Annotated in this window: 16 protein-coding genes; 7 read left to right on the top strand and 9 right to left on the bottom strand. The window is 48.0% G+C overall.

Going from position 1 to position 18,537, the window contains the following annotated elements; genetic code table 11:
• Positions 1-22 precede the first annotated feature (22 nt).
• On the top strand, positions 23-802 hold the full coding sequence (locus tag NDK19_RS04665; RefSeq protein ID WP_250630688.1) for a hypothetical protein: 780 nt from the start codon (positions 23-25) through the stop codon (positions 800-802).
• Between the two features lie 32 nt (positions 803-834).
• A complete protein-coding gene (locus tag NDK19_RS04660) occupies positions 835-1,629 on the top strand; it encodes a CHAD domain-containing protein (protein WP_250630687.1) in 795 nt (264 codons plus the stop codon).
• Between the two features lie 93 nt (positions 1,630-1,722).
• On the opposite strand, the gene NDK19_RS04655 is transcribed toward NDK19_RS04660, so the two are convergent.
• Positions 1,723-3,525 (bottom strand): acyl-CoA dehydrogenase, encoded by a 1,803-nt coding sequence (locus NDK19_RS04655; RefSeq protein WP_250630686.1) that lies wholly within the window; start codon positions 3,523-3,525, stop codon positions 1,723-1,725.
• 363 nt (positions 3,526-3,888) lie between these two features.
• Between NDK19_RS04655 and NDK19_RS04650 the strand changes: the two genes are divergently transcribed.
• Both NDK19_RS04650 and NDK19_RS04645 read left to right on the top strand, forming a co-directional pair.
• Positions 3,889-5,130: a M16 family metallopeptidase gene (locus tag NDK19_RS04650; protein WP_250630685.1), complete on the top strand. Its 1,242-nt coding sequence runs from the start codon at positions 3,889-3,891 to the stop codon at positions 5,128-5,130.
• Between the two features lie 51 nt (positions 5,131-5,181).
• The gene (locus NDK19_RS04645; protein ID WP_250630684.1) at positions 5,182-5,682 is read left to right on the top strand and encodes a hypothetical protein; all 501 of its coding nucleotides are present in this window, start codon (positions 5,182-5,184) and stop codon (positions 5,680-5,682) included.
• An 81-nt stretch (positions 5,683-5,763) separates the two neighbouring features.
• Here the strand turns inward: NDK19_RS04645 and NDK19_RS04640 are convergent, their stop codons facing one another.
• Positions 5,764-6,201, bottom strand: a complete 438-nt coding sequence (locus NDK19_RS04640) for an SRPBCC family protein (protein WP_250630683.1) — start codon at positions 6,199-6,201, stop codon at positions 5,764-5,766.
• A gap of 101 nt (positions 6,202-6,302) precedes the next feature.
• Between NDK19_RS04640 and NDK19_RS04635 the strand changes: the two genes are divergently transcribed.
• Entirely contained in the window at positions 6,303-6,776 is a 474-nt protein-coding gene (locus tag NDK19_RS04635; RefSeq protein ID WP_250630682.1) for a hypothetical protein, read from the top strand.
• 102 nt (positions 6,777-6,878) lie between these two features.
• On the opposite strand, the gene recF is transcribed toward NDK19_RS04635, so the two are convergent.
• From recF to NDK19_RS04620, 3 genes are all read right to left on the bottom strand, one after another.
• The gene (gene recF / locus NDK19_RS04630) at positions 6,879-7,958 is read right to left on the bottom strand and encodes a DNA replication/repair protein RecF (RefSeq protein ID WP_250630681.1); all 1,080 of its coding nucleotides are present in this window, start codon (positions 7,956-7,958) and stop codon (positions 6,879-6,881) included.
• A gap of 75 nt (positions 7,959-8,033) precedes the next feature.
• Complete coding sequence (locus NDK19_RS04625; RefSeq protein WP_250630680.1) at positions 8,034-8,954, bottom strand: Ppx/GppA phosphatase family protein; 921 nt, start codon at positions 8,952-8,954, stop codon at positions 8,034-8,036.
• A 16-nt stretch (positions 8,955-8,970) separates the two neighbouring features.
• Positions 8,971-9,681 (bottom strand): hypothetical protein, encoded by a 711-nt coding sequence (locus NDK19_RS04620; protein WP_250630679.1) that lies wholly within the window; start codon positions 9,679-9,681, stop codon positions 8,971-8,973.
• 196 nt (positions 9,682-9,877) lie between these two features.
• On the opposite strand from NDK19_RS04620, the gene NDK19_RS04615 reads away from it, so the two are divergent.
• A complete protein-coding gene (locus NDK19_RS04615) occupies positions 9,878-11,254 on the top strand; it encodes a BamA/TamA family outer membrane protein (RefSeq protein ID WP_250630678.1) in 1,377 nt (458 codons plus the stop codon).
• 81 nt (positions 11,255-11,335) lie between these two features.
• On the opposite strand, the gene trhO is transcribed toward NDK19_RS04615, so the two are convergent.
• Both trhO and NDK19_RS16955 read right to left on the bottom strand, forming a co-directional pair.
• Complete coding sequence (gene trhO / locus NDK19_RS04610) at positions 11,336-12,322, bottom strand: oxygen-dependent tRNA uridine(34) hydroxylase TrhO (protein ID WP_250630677.1); 987 nt, start codon at positions 12,320-12,322, stop codon at positions 11,336-11,338.
• Positions 12,323-12,406: 84 nt separating this feature from the next.
• Positions 12,407-14,113, bottom strand: coding sequence for a VRR-NUC domain-containing protein (locus NDK19_RS16955; protein ID WP_250630676.1), 1,707 nt, complete (start codon positions 14,111-14,113; stop codon positions 12,407-12,409).
• A 46-nt stretch (positions 14,114-14,159) separates the two neighbouring features.
• Here NDK19_RS16955 and NDK19_RS04600 point away from each other — a divergent pair, with 46 nt between their 5' ends.
• Positions 14,160-15,653, top strand: a complete 1,494-nt coding sequence (locus NDK19_RS04600; RefSeq protein ID WP_250630675.1) for an acyl-CoA synthetase — start codon at positions 14,160-14,162, stop codon at positions 15,651-15,653.
• Positions 15,654-15,682: 29 nt separating this feature from the next.
• Here NDK19_RS04600 and NDK19_RS04595 read toward each other — a convergent pair whose 3' ends face one another.
• Both NDK19_RS04595 and gldG read right to left on the bottom strand, forming a co-directional pair.
• Entirely contained in the window at positions 15,683-16,846 is a 1,164-nt protein-coding gene (locus NDK19_RS04595; protein WP_250630674.1) for a tetratricopeptide repeat protein, read from the bottom strand.
• A complete protein-coding gene (gene gldG / locus NDK19_RS04590; RefSeq protein WP_250630673.1) occupies positions 16,833-18,524 on the bottom strand; it encodes a gliding motility-associated ABC transporter substrate-binding protein GldG in 1,692 nt (563 codons plus the stop codon). The genes NDK19_RS04595 and gldG overlap by 14 nt, the downstream gene beginning before the upstream one ends.
• Positions 18,525-18,537: the final 13 nt, after the last annotated feature.

Genomic DNA, 18,537 nt, shown 5'->3' with positions numbered 1-18,537 from the left:
GTTAAGAATACTACTTTTGCACATGACCGAATATTTGGAATACCGCTATCCGGAAATGCGCCTGTTTCGCATCGCTTGCAACCCTGAAAATATGCCCGATTTGCTGGCGATGGAGTTTCGCAAACCCGATGGCGTGGCATTCAGCGTACTAAATCTCAGCGATGGCAGTTTACTGATAGACGATTGGCAACCGTCCGAACAGCCGCTGACTTATCACTTGGCAGGTTTGACTTCGGATTTGTTGTTATTGTATCAACAACAAGGCAACCGCTACCCTGACCCGCGCGGCATTTGGGCTTGGGAAATGGCAACCGCATCGCTGTGCTGGCAACAACCCGACGACTACCTGACCGAAGTTACCGACCGCACCTTGCATACGTACAGGATAGAACAGGGCGAAATTGTGCGCCGCCGCCTTGACCCAAATACAGGGCAGACATGGCAGCCTGACGCTGACAACAAAGAAAACATATCAACCCAAAAGATTAGTACGCCCGCTATTTATGACAAGCAATCACCTCATTTTGAGGTGATTGCTGATTATTTAAAAGGGCTAATGGGCGAAAAACCGCTTTCATCCGTTCACTATTTGGAAAACGACCGCTACATGCTTTTTGCCTGCGATACGGCTAAAGGGCTGCAATGGCTGGCTTGTGAAGCGACAACGGGTAAAACGATAGCACAGGCAACCCTTGCCCAGCAAGCAAAAGGCTTTGCCGAGGATGTGTTTTTTGTGATGAACGGGCGGTGGGTCATCCTCCTGCTGCCCGACGGGGTGCAAATATTTGAGATGAATGCGTAAATTTACGAAACACACCAACCCCACGGCGACGTATGAAAAAAGCGGTTGCCTATATGGAACAACGCAAAGAAAAACTCATGGCAATTTTGCAGTTGCCGCCGCCGGAGTTTGAGCCGGAGACCTTTCATTTGCTGCGGGTAGAAATCAAAAAAATCAGAGCTGTAATGGTGCTTGTCGGAAAGTTGAACCCCAACTGCCTGCCGTCCAAAAAATATCGCCACCCCTTGCGCCAAGTTTTCAAAAGTGCAGGCGTCATCCGCGAAAAGCAAATAGAATCCGCATTTATTCAATCTGTCTTACCCGAAGACGACGGGGCAACGTTGCTGTTGTTGCAGTTGGAAGAAACGGAAACTGCTCAAAAAGCTGAATTTCGGCAACTTATCAATGACAACGTGCTGCACCGCATTGGGCAGCTGGCACACAAACTCTCTGCCTGTTTGGCACAATTGGACAAAAAGAGAGTCAAAGAGTGGATGCAGCGCAAAAGCCACAAGTTGTTGCAAAAAATCAAGCACCTGCAGGAAAAAGCCGCCGATTGGCACGAAGTCAGAAAGCAACTGAAAGTCCACAACTACCTTACTGCCTGTACGGGTTTTACAACCGCCCCATGGCAGCCAGAGAAAATTGCCGAACTGCAAGAACTATTAGGCAAATGGCATGATTGCCACGCCATGATAAAAAGTTTTCAACAGCAGACAAAAGCCAAACAAACGCCATTTGTAAAAGAAGCCCTGCATAGGCTCATCAGACACTTAACATCCCAACAGCAAACCATCGTGCAGCAAATAACAACATTGGCTGCAAGTTTTGGTGCAGAACCTCAATAGTACATGGCATCACCTCTGCTTCCGATAAAAAACAGGCATAGGCTTTCCGGAAGTTTTTCCTGAAAACCTATGCCTGTCGGCTAAATCAGCGAATTACACCAGCACTTCCTTATCCTGCGCAATGGTGATGATTTCGCTGTCGGTCAGGCGGGTGCTGAGTCCTTGCGCTTTCGGGATTTCGTAGTGGAAGAAGTACTTCATCGCCTGCAATTTGCTTTCGTAGAAGGCGGTTTCGTCTTCGCTCAATCCGCCTACAACTAATGCTTTGTGGGCTGCAATGCCTTGTTTAAGCCACTGCCAAGCAATGGCGTTGAGGCTGAACAGTTCCATGTAGAGCGTCGCATCGGCAAGGAACAGTTCGGCATCGCCTTTTTGGGCAAGCCCCATCAGGTGGGCGGTAACTTTTTGCAGGTTGCGCATCTGGCTTTCCATAATGCCTGCATATTTTTTCAGCGCGTCGTAAGTAGCAGCTTCCTGAACGGTTTTGGCAACGGTTTGCATGTAGAGTACGCCCGCTTTGCCGTTTTGCATGGTCAGTTTGCGCCCCAGCAAGTCCAGCGACTGAATGGCAGTTGTGCCTTCGTAAATTGCCGTGATGCGAATGTCGCGGTAGAGTTGCTCTAAGGGGAAGTCTTTACAGAAACCGTAACCGCCCAAACACTGCAAACCTGCGCTTACCGATGCAATACCTGCCTCGGAAGGATAGGTTTTGGCAATTGGGGTGAGCAGTTCCAGCATGAGCAGGTTATTTTCCTTTTCTTCGCCTTGGGTAATGTGCGCCAAATCGGCATATTTAGCTGTTTCTAACAGCAAACTGAGCGAACCTTCCACCACAGCCTTTTGGAACAACAGCAACCGCTTCACGTCGGGGTGATTGATAATCAGCGTCGGCGGATTGAGCGGGTTCTTTTCGTTCAAACGCCGACCCTGCGGGCGCTCTTTGGCATATTCCAACGAGGCATGATAAGCCGCCGAAGCAATGGCAGCGGCTGTAATGCCTACCAAAATGCGGGCTTCGTTCATCATTTGGAACATGTAGGAAAGCCCTTTGTTGGGTTCGCCAACAAGGTAGCCGTAGCAGTTGTCGTTTTCACCCATCATCAGGTGCATGGCAGGCGTGGCTTTTTGCCCCATTTTGTGGTAAACGCCTGCGGGCAGTACGTCGTTATCAACCAATGTGCCGTTTACTACGCGCTTTTTGGGCACAACGAACAGCGAAATGCCCTTCGTTCCCGCAGGTGCGCCTTTGATGCGTGCCAGCAGCAGGTGCACGACGTTATCCACCGCGTCCAAATCGCCTGCGGAAATGAAAATTTTCTGTCCTTTGATTTTGTACATGCCGTCTTCGGCAGGTTCGGCAGTGGTTACAATATCGGAAAGAGAACTGCCTGCCTGTGGTTCGGTGAGTGCCATTGTGCCCTGCCACTCGCCCGAATACATGCGTTCCATGTAGGTCTGTTTCAGGAAGTCGTTGCCAAAGGTGCGGATGAGGTTGGCAGCGCCCGCAGTCAGCCCCGTAAACGGCATGGCGCTGTTATTGGCAGCCTGAAAAATAAACTGCCCCAGCGCGTTGATAGATTCGGGCAACTGCATACCGCCTTGTTCCAAAGGAACGGTGGCATTAATCCAGCCGCCCTCTGCCATTGCGCGAATAATGTTTTTCACTTGGGGGTGCACCTTCACTACGCCGTCTTTCAACTCGGGTTCGTTCCTGTCCATATCAGCGAAGTAGGGGAACAGATGCGTGTCTGCCAATTGGAAGGCAGCATCTATCATCATATCAAAAGACTCGCGGTCGTGATGTGCAAAATATTCGTGCTTGGTCAGCGCGGATAAGTCGTGTACCTCATGCGTCAAGAACTTCGCATTGCGGATACTTGCATAGTGTTTAGCCATAATTTTCCCGTTTTTCCAAAATAGTATGCATACATAACAAATTTATGGAAAGCGGTTGGAAAAAGCTATAAGTTTTGCGGGGAAATTTGTGGCGGCGTTCAACGCATAAGCAAATTCAAAAGCAATGGGTAAGTGAGCAAAATGAACATTGTTTTTTAACTACTGTCAGGGTCTAAAGATCGCTGGATTATCATCCCCGTCAGCGGCTGAAAGCCCTGTAGGCGGACTTTACATACTTGTGATTTAGACGGCTTAATTAAGTACGCGGATTTTGACGGCTAATACGCGTGAACACTGGTTGCATCAGTATCAAAACGTTGTTAGATTTAGATGTCGTAGGCACGGCATTGCTTAACTTTGTATATGATTCACTACAACTCATTTGTATTAGACAATGGTCTGCGGGTGTTTGTGCACGAAGACCACTTTGTTCCGACGGTAGCGCTGAACCTGTTGTACGATGTCGGCTCGCGGGATGAACGCCCCGACAAAACCGGATTTGCGCACCTGTTTGAGCACCTCATGTTTGGCGGCTCTGCCAACATTCCGCAATACGATGAACCGCTGCAAAGGGTAGGCGGCGAAAACAACGCCTTCACCAGCGCCGATATTACCAACTATTACCTCACGCTGCCGGCGCAAAACATTGAAACGGGCTTTTGGTTAGAGTCTGACCGCATGTTGTCGCTCAGTTTCAACCCCGAAGTATTGGAAGTGCAGCGCAAAGTGGTGATTGAAGAATATAAACAGCGCTACCTGAACCAACCCTACGGCGATGTTTGGCTGCGGCTGCGTCCGATGGCATACAAGGTGCACCCCTACCAATGGGCAACTATCGGGAAGGATATTTCCCACATAGAAAACGCTACGATGGACGATGTAAAGGAATTTTTCTTCAAATACTACCGCCCCAACAATGCCATTCTGGTCGTAGCGGGCAATACCACAACCGAACAGGTGAAGCGCCTTGCCGACAAGTGGTTCAGCCCTATTCCCGCGGGCGATGTTCCCAAGCGGCAGTTGCCCCGCGAACCACAACAGACCGAAGCCCGCAGCGAACACGTAGAGGCAGATGTGCCCGTAAGTGCGCTCTACAAAGTGTGGCACATGTGCGACCGCCTCGCACCCGAATACTACGCCACCGACCTGTTGAGCGACGTGCTGGGGCGCAGCAAATCTTCAAGGCTGTACCACAAATTAGTGGAAGAACGGCGCATGCTCACTTCGGTAAGTGCCAGCATTTTGGGTAGCATAGACAACGGGCTGTTCACCGTTTCGGCTAAACCCGCACAAGGCGTGAGTTTGGAAGAGGCAGACCAAGCCATTGGCGAAGTAATAGCCGAAGTCCAAGCGGATTTGCTTGCCGAAAGTGAGCTGCAAAAAGTGAAAAATCAGGCAGAATCTACACTTATTTTCGGTGAAATGGAAGTGCTGAACCGCGCCATGGGACTGGCTTATGCTGCCGTTCTGGGCAACCCTGACCTGATTAACCAAGAGGCGGATAAAATTCAGGCAGTTACTGCCGCCGATATCCGCCAAGTAGCACAACAGGTGCTGCGCCCCGAAAATTGTTCAACTTTGTATTACCACGCCAAAAACAAATAATTTTGGCTTGGCAATTGCACTTTTCACTATAACTAAATTTTAATAACGACCATGAAAAAGTTCAGTTTGTTTGGTTTACTCGCCCTTTTGTTTTTTTGCACCGCCTGCCCTTACCAATCGCCCGTGCCGGTGGATGAACCCAACCAGCCGGTAAAAGAAGAATGGCTCGGCAAATGGAAGGTAGATGTTGCGGGAAAAGATTTTTATGAAATTTCAAAAGCTGATGAAAATATCTATCAAATTGTGGAACATACACACAAAATAGAAGGTGCAGTAGAGCGCAAAACCTATGTGGCGCATACTTCAACCATCGGCGATTTGACTTTTCTCAACGTAAAAATGACGCGCCAAGGAACCAACCCCGTACCTAATGCAGATTTTCTGATTTTTAAATTGCAATCTGCCAACGGCAATAAAATTACACTGCTGCCCGTTACCGAAAATGTGCGCGAAAAGTTTGATAATTCGGCAGCACTGCGCAATTTCATTCAGGAAAACGACAAGTTGAGTTTCTTCTACGAAAAAGAAACCGTTTATACAAAAGTGAATTAGCGCATATTGTAATCGGCGTGTAACCGAAAAAACCCGACAGGTCTGCTGAACTTGTCGGGTTTTCATTTTATTGATGCCAATCTATTTGAAATACCGTTTGTAAACAGGCTTCCGATACAAAAACTGCAAATACAGGGCAGGGAACAGCAGCCAACTCAACGCTTTGACGGGTGCTTCAAACGTGATGTCATCCGTAATACGCGTGCCGCCCTCGGGCAGTGCCTGCATTAAATGTTTGTGCCGCCAATAGCCCAGAAAAAAAGGCAGTTTGATTCCTTCATCCACAAAATAGATTTCATTTTCTTTGGCTGCCTGCTCGGTAATTTTGCTAATCCAAACTTGTTTGAAAAGTAAAAAATTAAGTTCCAGATGTACTTCATCATTTTTCAGAGAGCCGTCAAATCGCAATAAATTAATGGGCGGAAAAGGCGGCGCAAGTGCCTGAAAAAGATTTTCATTAAAGTTTGCCCAAACTTTTTGCAGGTCGGCACTCACATCCGTACAAATAACAAATCGCATGATTTTTAAAAACGGGTTTCAGTATTCATAACATTTTTTTCGCAATTCGGTTTTAATTTTTAATATTGCATATTATCCCCAAAATTTAAACGTGTGAATTTATGAAAACCATCACCATTACGCCGGAAATGTATCCGGTTATCATAAAAGCCTACGAAGAAAAAAAAGCTAAACTTCAAGAGCAAATCAAGGCGCTGCAAAGTCAGATTAAAGAAATTGATGCAGAAATCAGTGAACTCAACAGCGAACTGAAAAAAAAGCCTGAAACGGCAGAAAAAGGCGGCAAAAAACGCGGCCCTAAGGCTGCCTCGGCAGCGGGCAAGCGCAAAGCAAGCAGCTATCTCAAATTGGATTATGAAGGTTTGGTATTGAAAGCCCTGCAAGAAGCTGCGGGCGCATCGCTGGAAATAGCCGATATTCAAAATAAAATCATAGAAAGCCAAGGATTGGACGAAAGCTATGCACAAAAAGTAGGCACCAATGTGTACCGCGTTCTGTCGGAAATGAAAAAACAAAACAAAGTTGCCTCTGAAAAAGTAGAAGGTTCAAGAAAAGTTGCTTATACACTGCTTTAATTTTAATTTCTCAAAATACGGATTTTACAAATTCAACAATAAAACAAATCCGACAGGTTGGCTGTACCTGTCGGATTTTTAATTCGGGTACATCATCTGAATTTATATCCGAATCATGTGAATCGGAATGCCGTCGTTGTAAAACAGTTTTTCGGTGCGTTCGGGGCGTGCATCGGTGATGAACACCTGCCCAAACCTTCCGCCCGACATGAGCAACATCAGTTGTGTAATTCGCTCATCATCCAACTTATCAAAAATATCATCTAACAAGAGTAACGGCTTGACACCTGATTGTTGCGTTAAAATTTCAAATTGTGCCAGTCGCAAAGCAACGGTATAAGATTTTTGTTGCCCCTGCGAAGCAAATTTCTTCAGCGGATTGCCGTTGATTTCAAAAATAAAATCATCGCGATGGATACCTTGTGAAGTGTATTGTAAGGCTAAATCTTTGGACTGATTTTGTTGCATCAGTGCCACAAAAGATAAAGTTTCATTCAATGCCGACTGATATGTTAAAGAAACAACTTCATTGGAACGGCTGATGAGCCGGTAATTTTCCAGAAAAACAGGCAAAAATTTTTCGGTAAACTTGGCGCGTTCCTCTGCAATGAAGTGCGCAGGCGAGGCCAATTGCTCATCGTAAATTTCCAGCATGGAAACGTCTTGCCGCCGCTCGGCAATTTGTTTGAGCAAGCTGTTGCGCTGTTGCAGCAGCCTGTTGTAGCGCATCAGTTGCTCCAAATAAACCTTGTTGAGTTGGCAGAGGATTGTATCAAAAAAGCGGCGGCGCAGTTCGCTGCCCTCGCGCACAAGGTCGCTGTCGTTGGGGGTGATGAGCACGCAGGGGAATTTGCCCACGTGCTCACTGATTTTGGTATATGCTTTTTTATTGAGTTTTAAAACTTTACCGCGCTCGCGGCTGAAACTCAGATGCAGATGTACGGGAACATCGCCGTGCTCTATTGTGCCTTCTATCGTAAAAAAAGTTTCGCCGAATCTCCAATTGGCTTGGTCTGTATTTTGAAATGCACTTTTGGTCATGCACAAATAATAAATGGCATCCAGCAAATTGGTTTTTCCTGCTCCGTTTTTTCCTACAATTCCGTTGATGCCGGGTGAAAAAGTAAAAATTGCTTCTTCGTAATTTTTAAAATTGCGCAGTTGTAATTCCCTCAGGTGCATTTTGCAATTTGTGTACAGATATTTTTTGTAATGTTTTGTGTGAACCGCTTTGTACAATCGGGAAATCTTAATTTTTTATTCGTGTGCAAGCGAGGCAAGCAAACCCTCGCGAAGAGAAGCCGAAACCACCCGTATTTTTTCTGAATGTAACAAACGCACAAGGAAATAAACAACACAGGAAGCCGTAACAATCATGTCTTTTCTTTCCGGCCTCATACCCGGCATTTCGCTGCGTTCCATCCGATTTTTCAGCAATAATTGCTTGTGTACCCTGTAATATCCTTCTACGGGCAGTTCGTATTCAGGCCGATTTTTTTCGTAGCCGATGCCCTCTAAACCTGCATACAGTTTGTAGAGTGTGCTAAAAGAGCCCGACGAGCCGATAATCGTAGTCGGATGATATTGTTCTATCGCTTCGGCAAGGGGTTGTAGCGTGCGCGAGAGATACTGGTTCAATGCAACTACATTTTCGGCAGGAATAGGGTCTATGGTATGAAAGCGATAAAATAAACGCTGTGCACCTATTTCAAAACTTCCTTTCCAAAGGATTTTTTCGGCATTGCAAATCACAAATTCTACACTGCCGCCGCCGATATCTGCAATCAGCGAGAGTTCATCTATGGGAACGGTTGCGCGGATGCCTTCGTAAATCAGTTCGGCTTCGCGGTTGCCGTCAATCACTTCTACTTGAATACCTGTGGCTTCGGCAATGCGGTTGATGAGCATTTCACCGTTTTTGGCATTTCGCACGGCGCTTGTAGCCACTGCACCTACTTTTTGACACTCGTGTTGGCGGATGATTGCCTGAAAGTCGTGCATTGCGCCAAGTGCGCGCTCAATGGCATCTGAAACAATTAGGGAATCGTTAATCCCTCCTTCGCCAAGCCGTACAAAACGGTCTTCTTTGGCTAAAATATCAAACTTTCCTTCGGCAGTTTGCTCTGCCACCAGCAAATGAAACTGATTGGTTCCTAAATCTATGGCTGCAATTCTCATGTCTGAATAATATTGGTTAGTTGCGCTCTATGCCGCTGTCAAAAATGCGCTGTTCTGTAATGGTGCCGCTTTCAATAATTGCCCGACCGACACAGTTTTGCGTCCTGTCTTGGCAGTAGGCCACCTGCTCTGAAATGCGGTAAATAAGCCCGATATCAGGAGCATATACTTCCATGCGTTTGTCTTTGCCCACAAGCGTAGAATCGTTACGTTGTAAAACTGTAAGGGTTTCATTGTATGGTCTTCCGTCTACCAAATAGCGACTGCCAATATCGGTAATGCGGTAATTTTCACGGCTGAGCGTATTGTACTGGTTGCCGTTCCATGTTTTATCTACCCGAACAGGAAAAACAAGACGCAAATAAGGGATATTTTCTTCGGTTCTCATGGCAAAGGTCGCTGTTTTTCGCGCCGTCCAAACGTTAATAATTTCCCAATTTTGTCTGCCGTCGGCACGGCGATAGCGAACCACGCGCCATGCCTGCTCGCCGGCAGGGGTTATGTAGGGTTCGCTGATGACTTCTTTTAACTGAAAAGTAATGACCTCAGGCGGTTGGTTCAGCCTGTAATTGGTTTGCCTGACATTATAGGACACAAATCGCCCTTTTTCCAGCGGAAAATATTCCGTGCCTTCTTGCGGATTCAGCGGCTCTAACGGCTTTGTATCACAAGCAGCTAACGATAAGCCCATCGCAGCAACAGCTATTATAAACTTAGAGCGAAACATATGGCCTTCTCTTTTTTCACTATTATTAACACAAAACCCGCGGGTTAATTATTCTTAATTCTTCCCCGCAAGGAAATAAAAGTATGCAAATTTGTGCAGAGTATGTCCATAAATTCAGATGAGGCGCATTATTTTACTATTAACAGTCGGTTTAAGTTGTTTTTTGGGAGTACATCAACTTTGGGCTGACAGTAGTTTGCCCCCATTTGAAAGATACCCAACCGTTACCGACAGTTTAGCCGATTCAGACAGTTTCCTGATTAGAGACGTATTCGTAGATTGCAACAAACGCACTATTGACCGCATTATCCTGCGGGAATTGGCCTACAAACCGGGCGATAAAATCGCTAAGCATAATATCCAGACCACCTTGCAAAAAGAGGCCAGTAAAATATTCAACACCAATCTGTTTGTGCTGGCAGAAGTATTTTATTTTCCCGTAGCGGGCGATACCATAGACCTGATAGTGACTGTAACCGAAAAATGGTATGTGTATCCCATCCCTTACATAGAACTTGCCGACCGAAATTTTAATGAATGGTGGCAACAGCGCGGACGCGATTTAGACCGCCTGATTTATGGCATTCGATTCTCTCAGCAAAATGTGCGAGGCAGAAATGAAGATTTGAAACTGACTTTTCAATTAGGATTTACCCGCAAGTTTGAACTGGAATACAACATTCCTTATTTAGATAAAAAACAGACAACCGGTATGAATTTCCGGTTTTTGTATGACAACAATAAAAATCTGGCCTATGGCACAGCCGATAACCGACTTGTGTTTGTGCGTTCGGAAGAAATTTTGCGCAGCCGCTTTACGGCCGATATTGCCATTTTTAAACGCAGCCAATTTTACAATACGCATTTTTTCGAGTTGCGCTATCACAACCACCACATCGCCGATACCATTGTACGCCTGAACCCCGAGTATTTCCTGAATGGTGCTAACCGACAGCGCTATTTTGAGATTGCCTACGTTTTCAACCGCGACCTGCGCGATATGGCGAACTATCCGCTGAAAGGCCGGTATTTACAAATTACGGCACTGCAAAAAGGATTAAGCGCTGCCGATGATTTGAATCTGTTTGACTTTAAAATTATTTACGCCCGATTTCTGCAATTGGCCAAACCTCTCTATTTATCAACCAGCCTGCGCGGGCAACTGATTTTTCCGCTGCGTGTGCCTTTTGCCGAAATGCGAGGTTTTGGCTACAGTGGTACTTTCGTGCGCGGCTACGATTTATACGTAGTTGACGGGCCTCGCTATGGTGTCTGGAAAAATACGCTGCGCTGGCGGGTATTTGCCAATGACCACTTCCTGCGCGATGTAATTCCATTGGAGCAGTTCAAATCTATTCCGATAGCAGTTTATCTGAAAACTTTTGCCGATGCAGGCTATGTGGATAATCCTTATGTAAGCATGGAAAACAAACGGCTGACCAACCGATGGCTGGCAGGTGCAGGTGCAGGTTTAGACCTTGTACTGTATAATACCTCCGTGCTGCGTTTTGAGTATGCTTTAAACAGGGAAGGAGACAGAGGTTTTTTCTTCAACCTGATGACCGATTTTTAGAAATTTAAAAGCGCATATGCCCAAACAAAAAGCCATCCCGTAAATCATGGGATGGCATTCATTGCTTTATGAAAACTGATTTCAGACCTCTTCGGTAAGGCAGTTGGCAGCGGATTGGTTTTTCTTAGCCCGTTTGGCATTTAGGAAGGGGTTGTACCCGTTAGACTCCTTCACGTAGTATCCAGTGCCGTCGTAAGGGCGTTTTTTGGGGTGCGACTTGCACTCTGCCGAACAAGCACCTTCCATTTCCCAACCGCATTTTTCGCAAATCGGTACGTGAACGTTGCAGTCCGGATTGGCGCAATTGACCATGCGGTCGCACGCTGTGCCGCAAACGTAGCAGGTAGAAATCACTTTGGGATTTACCTTATTCACGTCCGCTATCACGCGCCCGTCAAATACGTAGCATTTGCCTTCAAAGTCTTCGCCGCCCTCCTCAATGGCGTATTTGATAATGCCGCCGTGCAACTGATACACGTTTTCAAAGCCTTGTTCCAACAAAAAGGCACTTGCCTTCTCGCATTTGATGCCGCCCGTGCAGTAGGTTATGATTTTCTTGCCTTTGTACTGCTCTAACTCACTGATTTTTTGCGGGAAATCGCGGAAGTTTTCAATATCCAGCGTAACGGCATTTTTGAACTTACCTACCGCGTGTTCGTAGTTTGACCGAACGTCCAGAATCACCACATCTTCCGCATCTTTGAGTTTTTTAAACTCGGCAGGCGAAAGGTGAATGCCTGTTCTTTGATTCGGGTTGATGTGGTGCAAATCGGAATGAACAATTTCGGGTTTTACGCGCACATGCAACTTGGCAAAAGAATGTTTGTGGTAAGGCTCAACTTTGAAATCAATATGAGCAAAACGGGGGTCAGCCTTTACTGCTTCCATGTAGCGTTCCGTATCTGCTTTCAGGCCGGAAACTGTTCCGTTCAGCCCTTCGGCAGCCACAATGATGCGCCCGCGCAGATTGAGCGACAAGCACAATTCATGATGCTCGTCCCTGAAAGTTTCGGGGTCTTCTATCTGCGTATAGCAATAGTACAGAAGGATATTATAGGCTTGTTCCATAAGGCAAAATTACGAAAAAATGATGTGTGGTAATGTAAAAAATTGAAATACAGCCACAAAAGTACGACAAAGCCGTCAATTAGACTATGCCGAAAAGCAAACCCGCAAAATTTGCGCAGGAATTTGCAGCCGATTGAAATATTGCAGCCAGAAATACTGCTGCGCCGAAAGTTGGTCATTTTCCGATTTGACTTCCACAAAGAAAAAGTCGGTTTCGCTCCACACCGTTAAATCGGGGAAGCCGCGTGCATTTTCCTTCGGGTGGCGGGCAATTTGCAGCAGTACCTCGCGGATTTGCTCCCAGCTCATACGGGAAAAGTACAATTCCGCCAACGGCAACAAAGCCTCGTGCCAGCCGATAAAAGCATTGACCATGCCTTCCTGCTGCCGATAAACCTGTTCCGCATAAGCCCATGCCGCAGCACTGTCGGTAAAGCGGTTGAGTTGCGTATGAATCGCAGCTTGCCTGTGGCGGTAAAAATCGGTATGAAACAAGTCGGTCGGGTGGCGCTGCAAAGGGTGGTGAACAAACTGCGGACTGTCATACATCACCTCCCACAACATCAGCCCGAAGAGCCCGCGCCACACGTAGTTTTCGCTGTGGACAGCACAGAAACCCTGTTCCAGATAATGGCGCACAACTCCGCCCTCCACATAATTTTTGTGCCCTGCATCTACTGTGATGGCAGGCGCATTGAGCAACTGCTCCGTTACGGTTTTGCGGAAAGTGCCTTTGCCCTGTGTGTGTCGGCGGATAAAATCCTGTGCAAACAGTTGTTCATCGGCTGTTTGCGGGTTTTCTGCTACTACAAGGCAAAGTGCCAGCGCCTCGTCGGTATCGCCACGGCGGTGCAGAATGCGCACCCGACGCTCGCGGGATGGCGGCTTTTCGGTGTATTGGTAAACTGCCAGCGCCTCATCGGGCAGTTTGTTTTTTTCTAACCACTCGCCAAGCCGCAAGCAAAATTTATCAAAAACAGGAAATGAAAACGAAGGCTTAGGCAAGGCATCAAACCATTCAAAAACAGCCTGCGGCGGAACGCTGTATTGCACCAATCGCTTAAAAAAGCGGTAGTTCCAATGCACAGCAAAATGCTCCTGTGCTTCCTGTGCGGAATGTGCAAGCGCAGAAAGCTGCGTTTCGTCCCAATCATGAAACTGTGCATTGCCCAAGTCGCGGATGACAAATTGCGACATATTTTCCTGTTCCAGATTGCCGAAAAACAGGAACTTCCAGAAGGCAACTTCCCGCTCCGAAATCTGCCAAATCAATTCAAAATGCGGCTGAAAATTGCCCTGCCAACCGTGTAAAAAATTCAGCAAGTCGGCTTTGCGGGCTTTTTTGGGCGCAAACGGCGGCGGCTCGTCAAGGGTGGCGCAAAGTTGTTCCAATTGTGCTTTGGTCAGGCTTTCCAATGCCTCGGCACGCAGCAACTCATCGGCGATGGCAAGCGGCATGACGCGCTCAATCAACTTGTTTTTGTGCAATTCTTCCAGTGCTGCCGCTAGGTCGCCGATTTCGGGGTAATGCAGGTCTTCGGGCAGGAAAAAAACGGGCTTTCGGTTGGCTATCCGCACATAGAGGCACTGCGCCTCGTAGGAAAGTGCCCGAAAAGTTGCCTCAAACTGCCGTGCTGCTTCATCGGCAAAATCGGCATAGCGCTGCCCGACAAAATCCAGCACATAGCGGAAATAATGCAGGTAGTAATCGGGCGGCAACTCGGGCGTATTTTTCGGCGCATCCATTGTGGGCAAAAATACAATGATGCGTGCTTTTGTTTGACTGAACACGCAACTCAAAATAGTTTTGCAGCTACCATAGCCAAAATACCACCATATGCAACCCCTCCAATTTTTTTCCCGATTGCGGCAGTTTGCCGAAAGGCAGGCGTTGAGCGATACACAAGGCACTTACACCTATGCACAACTTGCAACGGCAGCCGATACGGTCAGCAGCCGCTTGGGCGATGTAACAGGCCGGCCGATTTGCTTCCTCTATCCCTCGTCTTTTGATTACGCGGCGGTGCTGCTTGGCATATGGCAGTCGGGGGGAATTGCCGTGCCGCTGTGCGTTACGCATCCGCCCGCAGAGTGGACTTATGTGCTTTCTGATACGGGCTGCCCGCAGGTTTGGGTACATCCGCAATACGAATCGGGCATTCGCGAAGCGGCGGCGATGTTGCCTCATCCGCCTGCAATTGTTGTGCAAGCCGATTTTGCCGCGCAGCAATCGGCGGAAAAGCCCGCAGCCCCCTGTGCCGTTGATGAGCACTCGCCCGCGCTAATGATTTACACCAGCGGCACAACGGGCAAACCCAAAGGTGCGGTGCATACGCACGCAAGTATTGCGGCGCAAATACAATCGCTTTCCGATGCATGGGCATGGCAGGCGGACGATGAAATCCTGAACATATTGCCGCTGCACCACGTCCACGGCTTGATAAACATCCTTTGCTGTGCACTTTGGAACGGTGCGCACTGCCTTTTGCGAAACAAATTTGATGCGGCGGAAGTATGGGAATGGTTTAAACAACCTTCGGCGACGCTGTTTATGGCTGTCCCGACGGTCTATCAGCGGCTGATTCAGTATTGGGAACAAGCACCCCAAACCGTGCAAGCCGAATATTCGGCGGCAGCCTACAAGTTGCGCCTGATGGTATCGGGCTCGGCGGCGCTGCCCGTGCCCGTGCTGCAACGCTGGCAGGAAATCACGGGGCATTTCCTGCTGGAACGCTACGGCATGACCGAAATCGGTATGGCTATTTCCAACCCGCTGGCAGGTGAGCGCAAGGCGGGTTTTGTCGGCAAGCCGCTACCGGGCGTATCGGTGCGCTTGGTGAATGAAAACGGCGAAGTTCAGACCGCTGCCGAAGCCATGGGCGAAATTCAGGTGAAAAGCCCGACGCTGTTCCGGGCTTATTGGCAACGCCCCGAAGCAACGGCACAAAGTTTCACCCCCGACGGCTGGTTTCGCACGGGCGATATGGCACAACGCGATGCGGACGGCAACTACAAAATCATGGGGCGGCTTTCGGCTGACATTCTGAAAATCAGCGGCTATAAGGTTTCTGCCTTAGAAATTGAGGATACGATTTTGGCACATCCTGCCGTGCAAGCCTGTGCGGTTGTCGGCTTGCCGCACCCCGAAAAGGGCGAACAGGCAGCGGCTTTTGTGGTACTTACCGACCCCGCGGCGCTCCCCGACGTTCAGCAATGGCTCAAAACACAGTTAGCGCCCTACAAACAACCGACCGAATGGCATGTTGTGGACGAACTGCCGCGCAATGCGATGGGCAAAGTGCAAAAGTCGGTGTTGAAGGCGTGGATGTAGGATAGGGGATTTAAAATCTCAAACTTGGCTTACTGATTCTGTTGTTGTTGCAGCAGTCGGGCGGCCTCTTCCTCCTTGCGTTTGCGCATTTGGTCAAGTATGTATTGCGGCGATTGCTTGTATTCTTCGTAAGCAATTTTCTTTTTCACGCGCCGCACCGAATAGGTAACGGTTGTATCGTAGGGCGTAATTTTGGCCGCAAGTTCGTATTGTGCCAAAGCATCGGGCAGGTTTTTGCGCTGGTATTCGTAAATCGTTCCCAAGCTGTACAGGGCTTTTTCCAAGTCCGGCTTATTGGCAAGCGCATTTTTCAGGTATTTCTCCGCTTCGTTGTAGTGTCGCTCGCGCTGGTGGTACATCCCAACGATGTAGTGCAACCGCCAATTGTCGGGTTGCAGGTCGGCTGCCCGCTGATACCATTGCATGGCGGCTGCTTCGCGCTCCTCCCCAAGCATAAGCATATCGGCATAGGCCTCCATGAGTTTGGGCTGATTGGGGCATTGCTCTACGGCTTCTGCGGCAACGGCAGTAGCCCAGCGACGACTGCCGCGTTTTTTGTAGAAATCTATCAAAGCCGCGTAGGCTTCGGGATAGTTAGGTTGCAAACCAATGGCAGTCCGCAGATTGCCGACAGTGCGTACAGAGTCGCCGGCATCTTTACTCAGCAAGCCTAAGTAGTAGTACACTTCGGCATGGTCGGGGAAAGATTGCTGCGCAGCAACGAGGTAGCGACGGGCAGCGGCAGTATCTTTTTGCAGATAATGCCATTTGCCCATCAATTTAAAGGTGTTCGGGGCAGGCTGTATGCCCTTCTCCAAATTCATATTTTCGGCCTTGCGCGCAGCCGTCAGTGCACCTGCAAAATCCGACCTTTGGTCTAAGGCCAATGCACGCACCCAATAGTAGTTGGGTTCATTGTTTTTAAGTGCCAGCGCACGGTCAATATCAATCAAGGCCAGATTCTCTTTGCCGATAGACAAATTCAGCGTGGCACGTTGGTAAAAAACCTCTGCATTGGCCTGATTGTCCTGAATAAGTTTGGAGAGATAAGCGATTTTTTTGTCGGTATTGTTATTGGTCGCATCGGGCAAGGGCGGCATGGGCTGATTGTCTTCCTGTGGCGTGCATTGCCAACAAAGCAAAGCCATCCACAACAATAGCCCTAAAAAATTAAGCCCCTTAAACTTTCTCATAGCGTTTTTTGCGTACATAGTACCACATCCCCCCCAAAGCGGCTGTCAGCAGTAACGGTAAAACAAGATTCAATGCCTGCCATTGCGTTTTCTCATCCGTCAAACGGATTTTATCCAATGGGCGAATACGCACTTCCTTCAACCTTGCCTCGAGCAGTCCATCTTCATCAGTGAAGTACAGTAAAGTATTCATAATCAGGTCTTTGTTGGAAAAAGTCTGCTTGGTAACAGGGTCAAAGCCGAGCGGCAGCGGCTGCTGAGAGCGGCGGTCTAGTTCATTCACCGCCACATCGCCGTCAGCAATAATTGCCACTTGCGTAGGAACGCTTTCTTGAATCACTTTTGTTCCTTCGGCAATGCCTTCGGGTGCAAACCGATTGCGGAAAAGCGAATGAAAACGGCCTTCCAGCAAGTAAGCCAACGGAATATGGCTTTGATTAAACTTGGCAGGCTCCATATCATTTTTCAGCTCGTCTAAGCTCACAATCGTAGGTGCACGGCGAATACGGGAATACTGGTTGGTCATCAGCAAAGGAATTTTTTTGACCTCTCCTTTGGATTTGACCGTATCTATACTGCCCGTAAACTTGGTATAAACCGCATTCAGGTTGCGGGTAATCGGGTGTTTACCAAACTGATTGGCCAATACGTAATACGGCCACGGAACAGGTTGCAGGTTAGGAGCATTGCCAAACTGCCCCACATTGACGATAACCGTACCCATTTGCATATCCTGAACCAAATCCATATTGGCACGTACCCCATAGCGGAACAGCATATCGTCCAGATTTAAATCGTAGCCGAAAGCATAAGCGCCGCCAATGGCAATACTGTCTAAGTTCATCTGTACCATATCCAGCATGAACAGCGCTTTGCCGCCGCGCATAATGAATTGGTCTAAACGAAATTTTTCCGCTTCGGTATAAGGCACTTTCGGTTGAATAATAACAGCCGCCTGATAGTTTGCCAGCGCACTGTCATTATCCAATCGGACTTCTTCGGTAATGAAATGTTCATCCATGCTCAGTTTGAGGTCTCCTATGGGCAGGCTGTTAAGCTCCGAATGTCCTTGAATAAGCGCTATGCGGGGTTTTTGTTGTCGGGTAACTTTTTTGATGGCATTGGCAAGTTCAAACTCTACACTTTCTACCGATTGGTTGAGCCGCTCTTGTGCCGAGGCTGCCAAATTGCCTTTGAGCAGATTAACCGCTCCCTGTCGCGTACCCGAACGAACAATCGCACCGGGGAAAATCAGGCGTTGAATCCGCTTACCATCCACGTTTTCAAACAAGTTAGTCGGCTGAATGCCCGCATTAATCAGTTCTCGCTGGAACGCACCGCGCTGCTCAGGGTTGCCTGCCGACTCGGGGTCAATAAACCGATATTGGACTTTATTGTTGCTGTAAGCGTTAAATTCTTCCAGTGTTTCCCGAATGGCAGCTTGCAGGCGTTTAAATCCGGCATTCAGCTCGCCGGCCAAGTATATTTCTACGTAGATGTTGTTGTCCAGATTCTCGAGCAATTGGCGGGTGCCGGGCGCAATGGAATAGCGTTTGTCTTCTGTCAAATCAAGCCGAAAGAAAAAGCTACTGATAAACAGGTTGATACACAAAAGTCCCAATGCAACGGCTACCCATTGCAGGATGTCTTCCCATTTGCGGATTTCGCGGTTTTCCATAGTTGCAAAGTTA

This window comes from Rhodoflexus caldus (genome assembly GCF_021206925.1).
In the GTDB taxonomy this organism is placed as follows: Bacteria; Bacteroidota; Bacteroidia; order Cytophagales; family Thermoflexibacteraceae; genus Rhodoflexus; species Rhodoflexus caldus.
This window is presented reverse-complemented; position numbering and strand designations above follow the sequence as displayed.

Bases quoted from the DNA above. Each gene is read 5' to 3' on its own strand.
- NDK19_RS04665 (WP_250630688.1), top strand. From the start codon at position 23: ATGACCGAATATTTGGAATACCGCTATCCGGAAATGCGCCTGTTTCGC.
- NDK19_RS04660 (WP_250630687.1), top strand. From the start codon at position 835: ATGAAAAAAGCGGTTGCCTATATGGAACAACGCAAAGAAAAACTCATG.
- NDK19_RS04655 (WP_250630686.1), bottom strand. From the start codon at position 3,525: ATGGCTAAACACTATGCAAGTATCCGCAATGCGAAGTTCTTGACGCAT.
- NDK19_RS04650 (WP_250630685.1), top strand. From the start codon at position 3,889: ATGATTCACTACAACTCATTTGTATTAGACAATGGTCTGCGGGTGTTT.
- NDK19_RS04645 (WP_250630684.1), top strand. From the start codon at position 5,182: ATGAAAAAGTTCAGTTTGTTTGGTTTACTCGCCCTTTTGTTTTTTTGC.
- NDK19_RS04640 (WP_250630683.1), bottom strand. From the start codon at position 6,201: ATGCGATTTGTTATTTGTACGGATGTGAGTGCCGACCTGCAAAAAGTT.
- NDK19_RS04635 (WP_250630682.1), top strand. From the start codon at position 6,303: ATGAAAACCATCACCATTACGCCGGAAATGTATCCGGTTATCATAAAA.
- recF (WP_250630681.1), bottom strand. From the start codon at position 7,958: ATGCACCTGAGGGAATTACAACTGCGCAATTTTAAAAATTACGAAGAA.
- NDK19_RS04625 (WP_250630680.1), bottom strand. From the start codon at position 8,954: ATGAGAATTGCAGCCATAGATTTAGGAACCAATCAGTTTCATTTGCTG.
- NDK19_RS04620 (WP_250630679.1), bottom strand. From the start codon at position 9,681: ATGTTTCGCTCTAAGTTTATAATAGCTGTTGCTGCGATGGGCTTATCG.
- trhO (WP_250630677.1), bottom strand. From the start codon at position 12,322: ATGGAACAAGCCTATAATATCCTTCTGTACTATTGCTATACGCAGATA.
- NDK19_RS04600 (WP_250630675.1), top strand. From the start codon at position 14,160: ATGCAACCCCTCCAATTTTTTTCCCGATTGCGGCAGTTTGCCGAAAGG.
- NDK19_RS04595 (WP_250630674.1), bottom strand. From the start codon at position 16,846: ATGAGAAAGTTTAAGGGGCTTAATTTTTTAGGGCTATTGTTGTGGATG.
- gldG (WP_250630673.1), bottom strand. From the start codon at position 18,524: ATGGAAAACCGCGAAATCCGCAAATGGGAAGACATCCTGCAATGGGTA.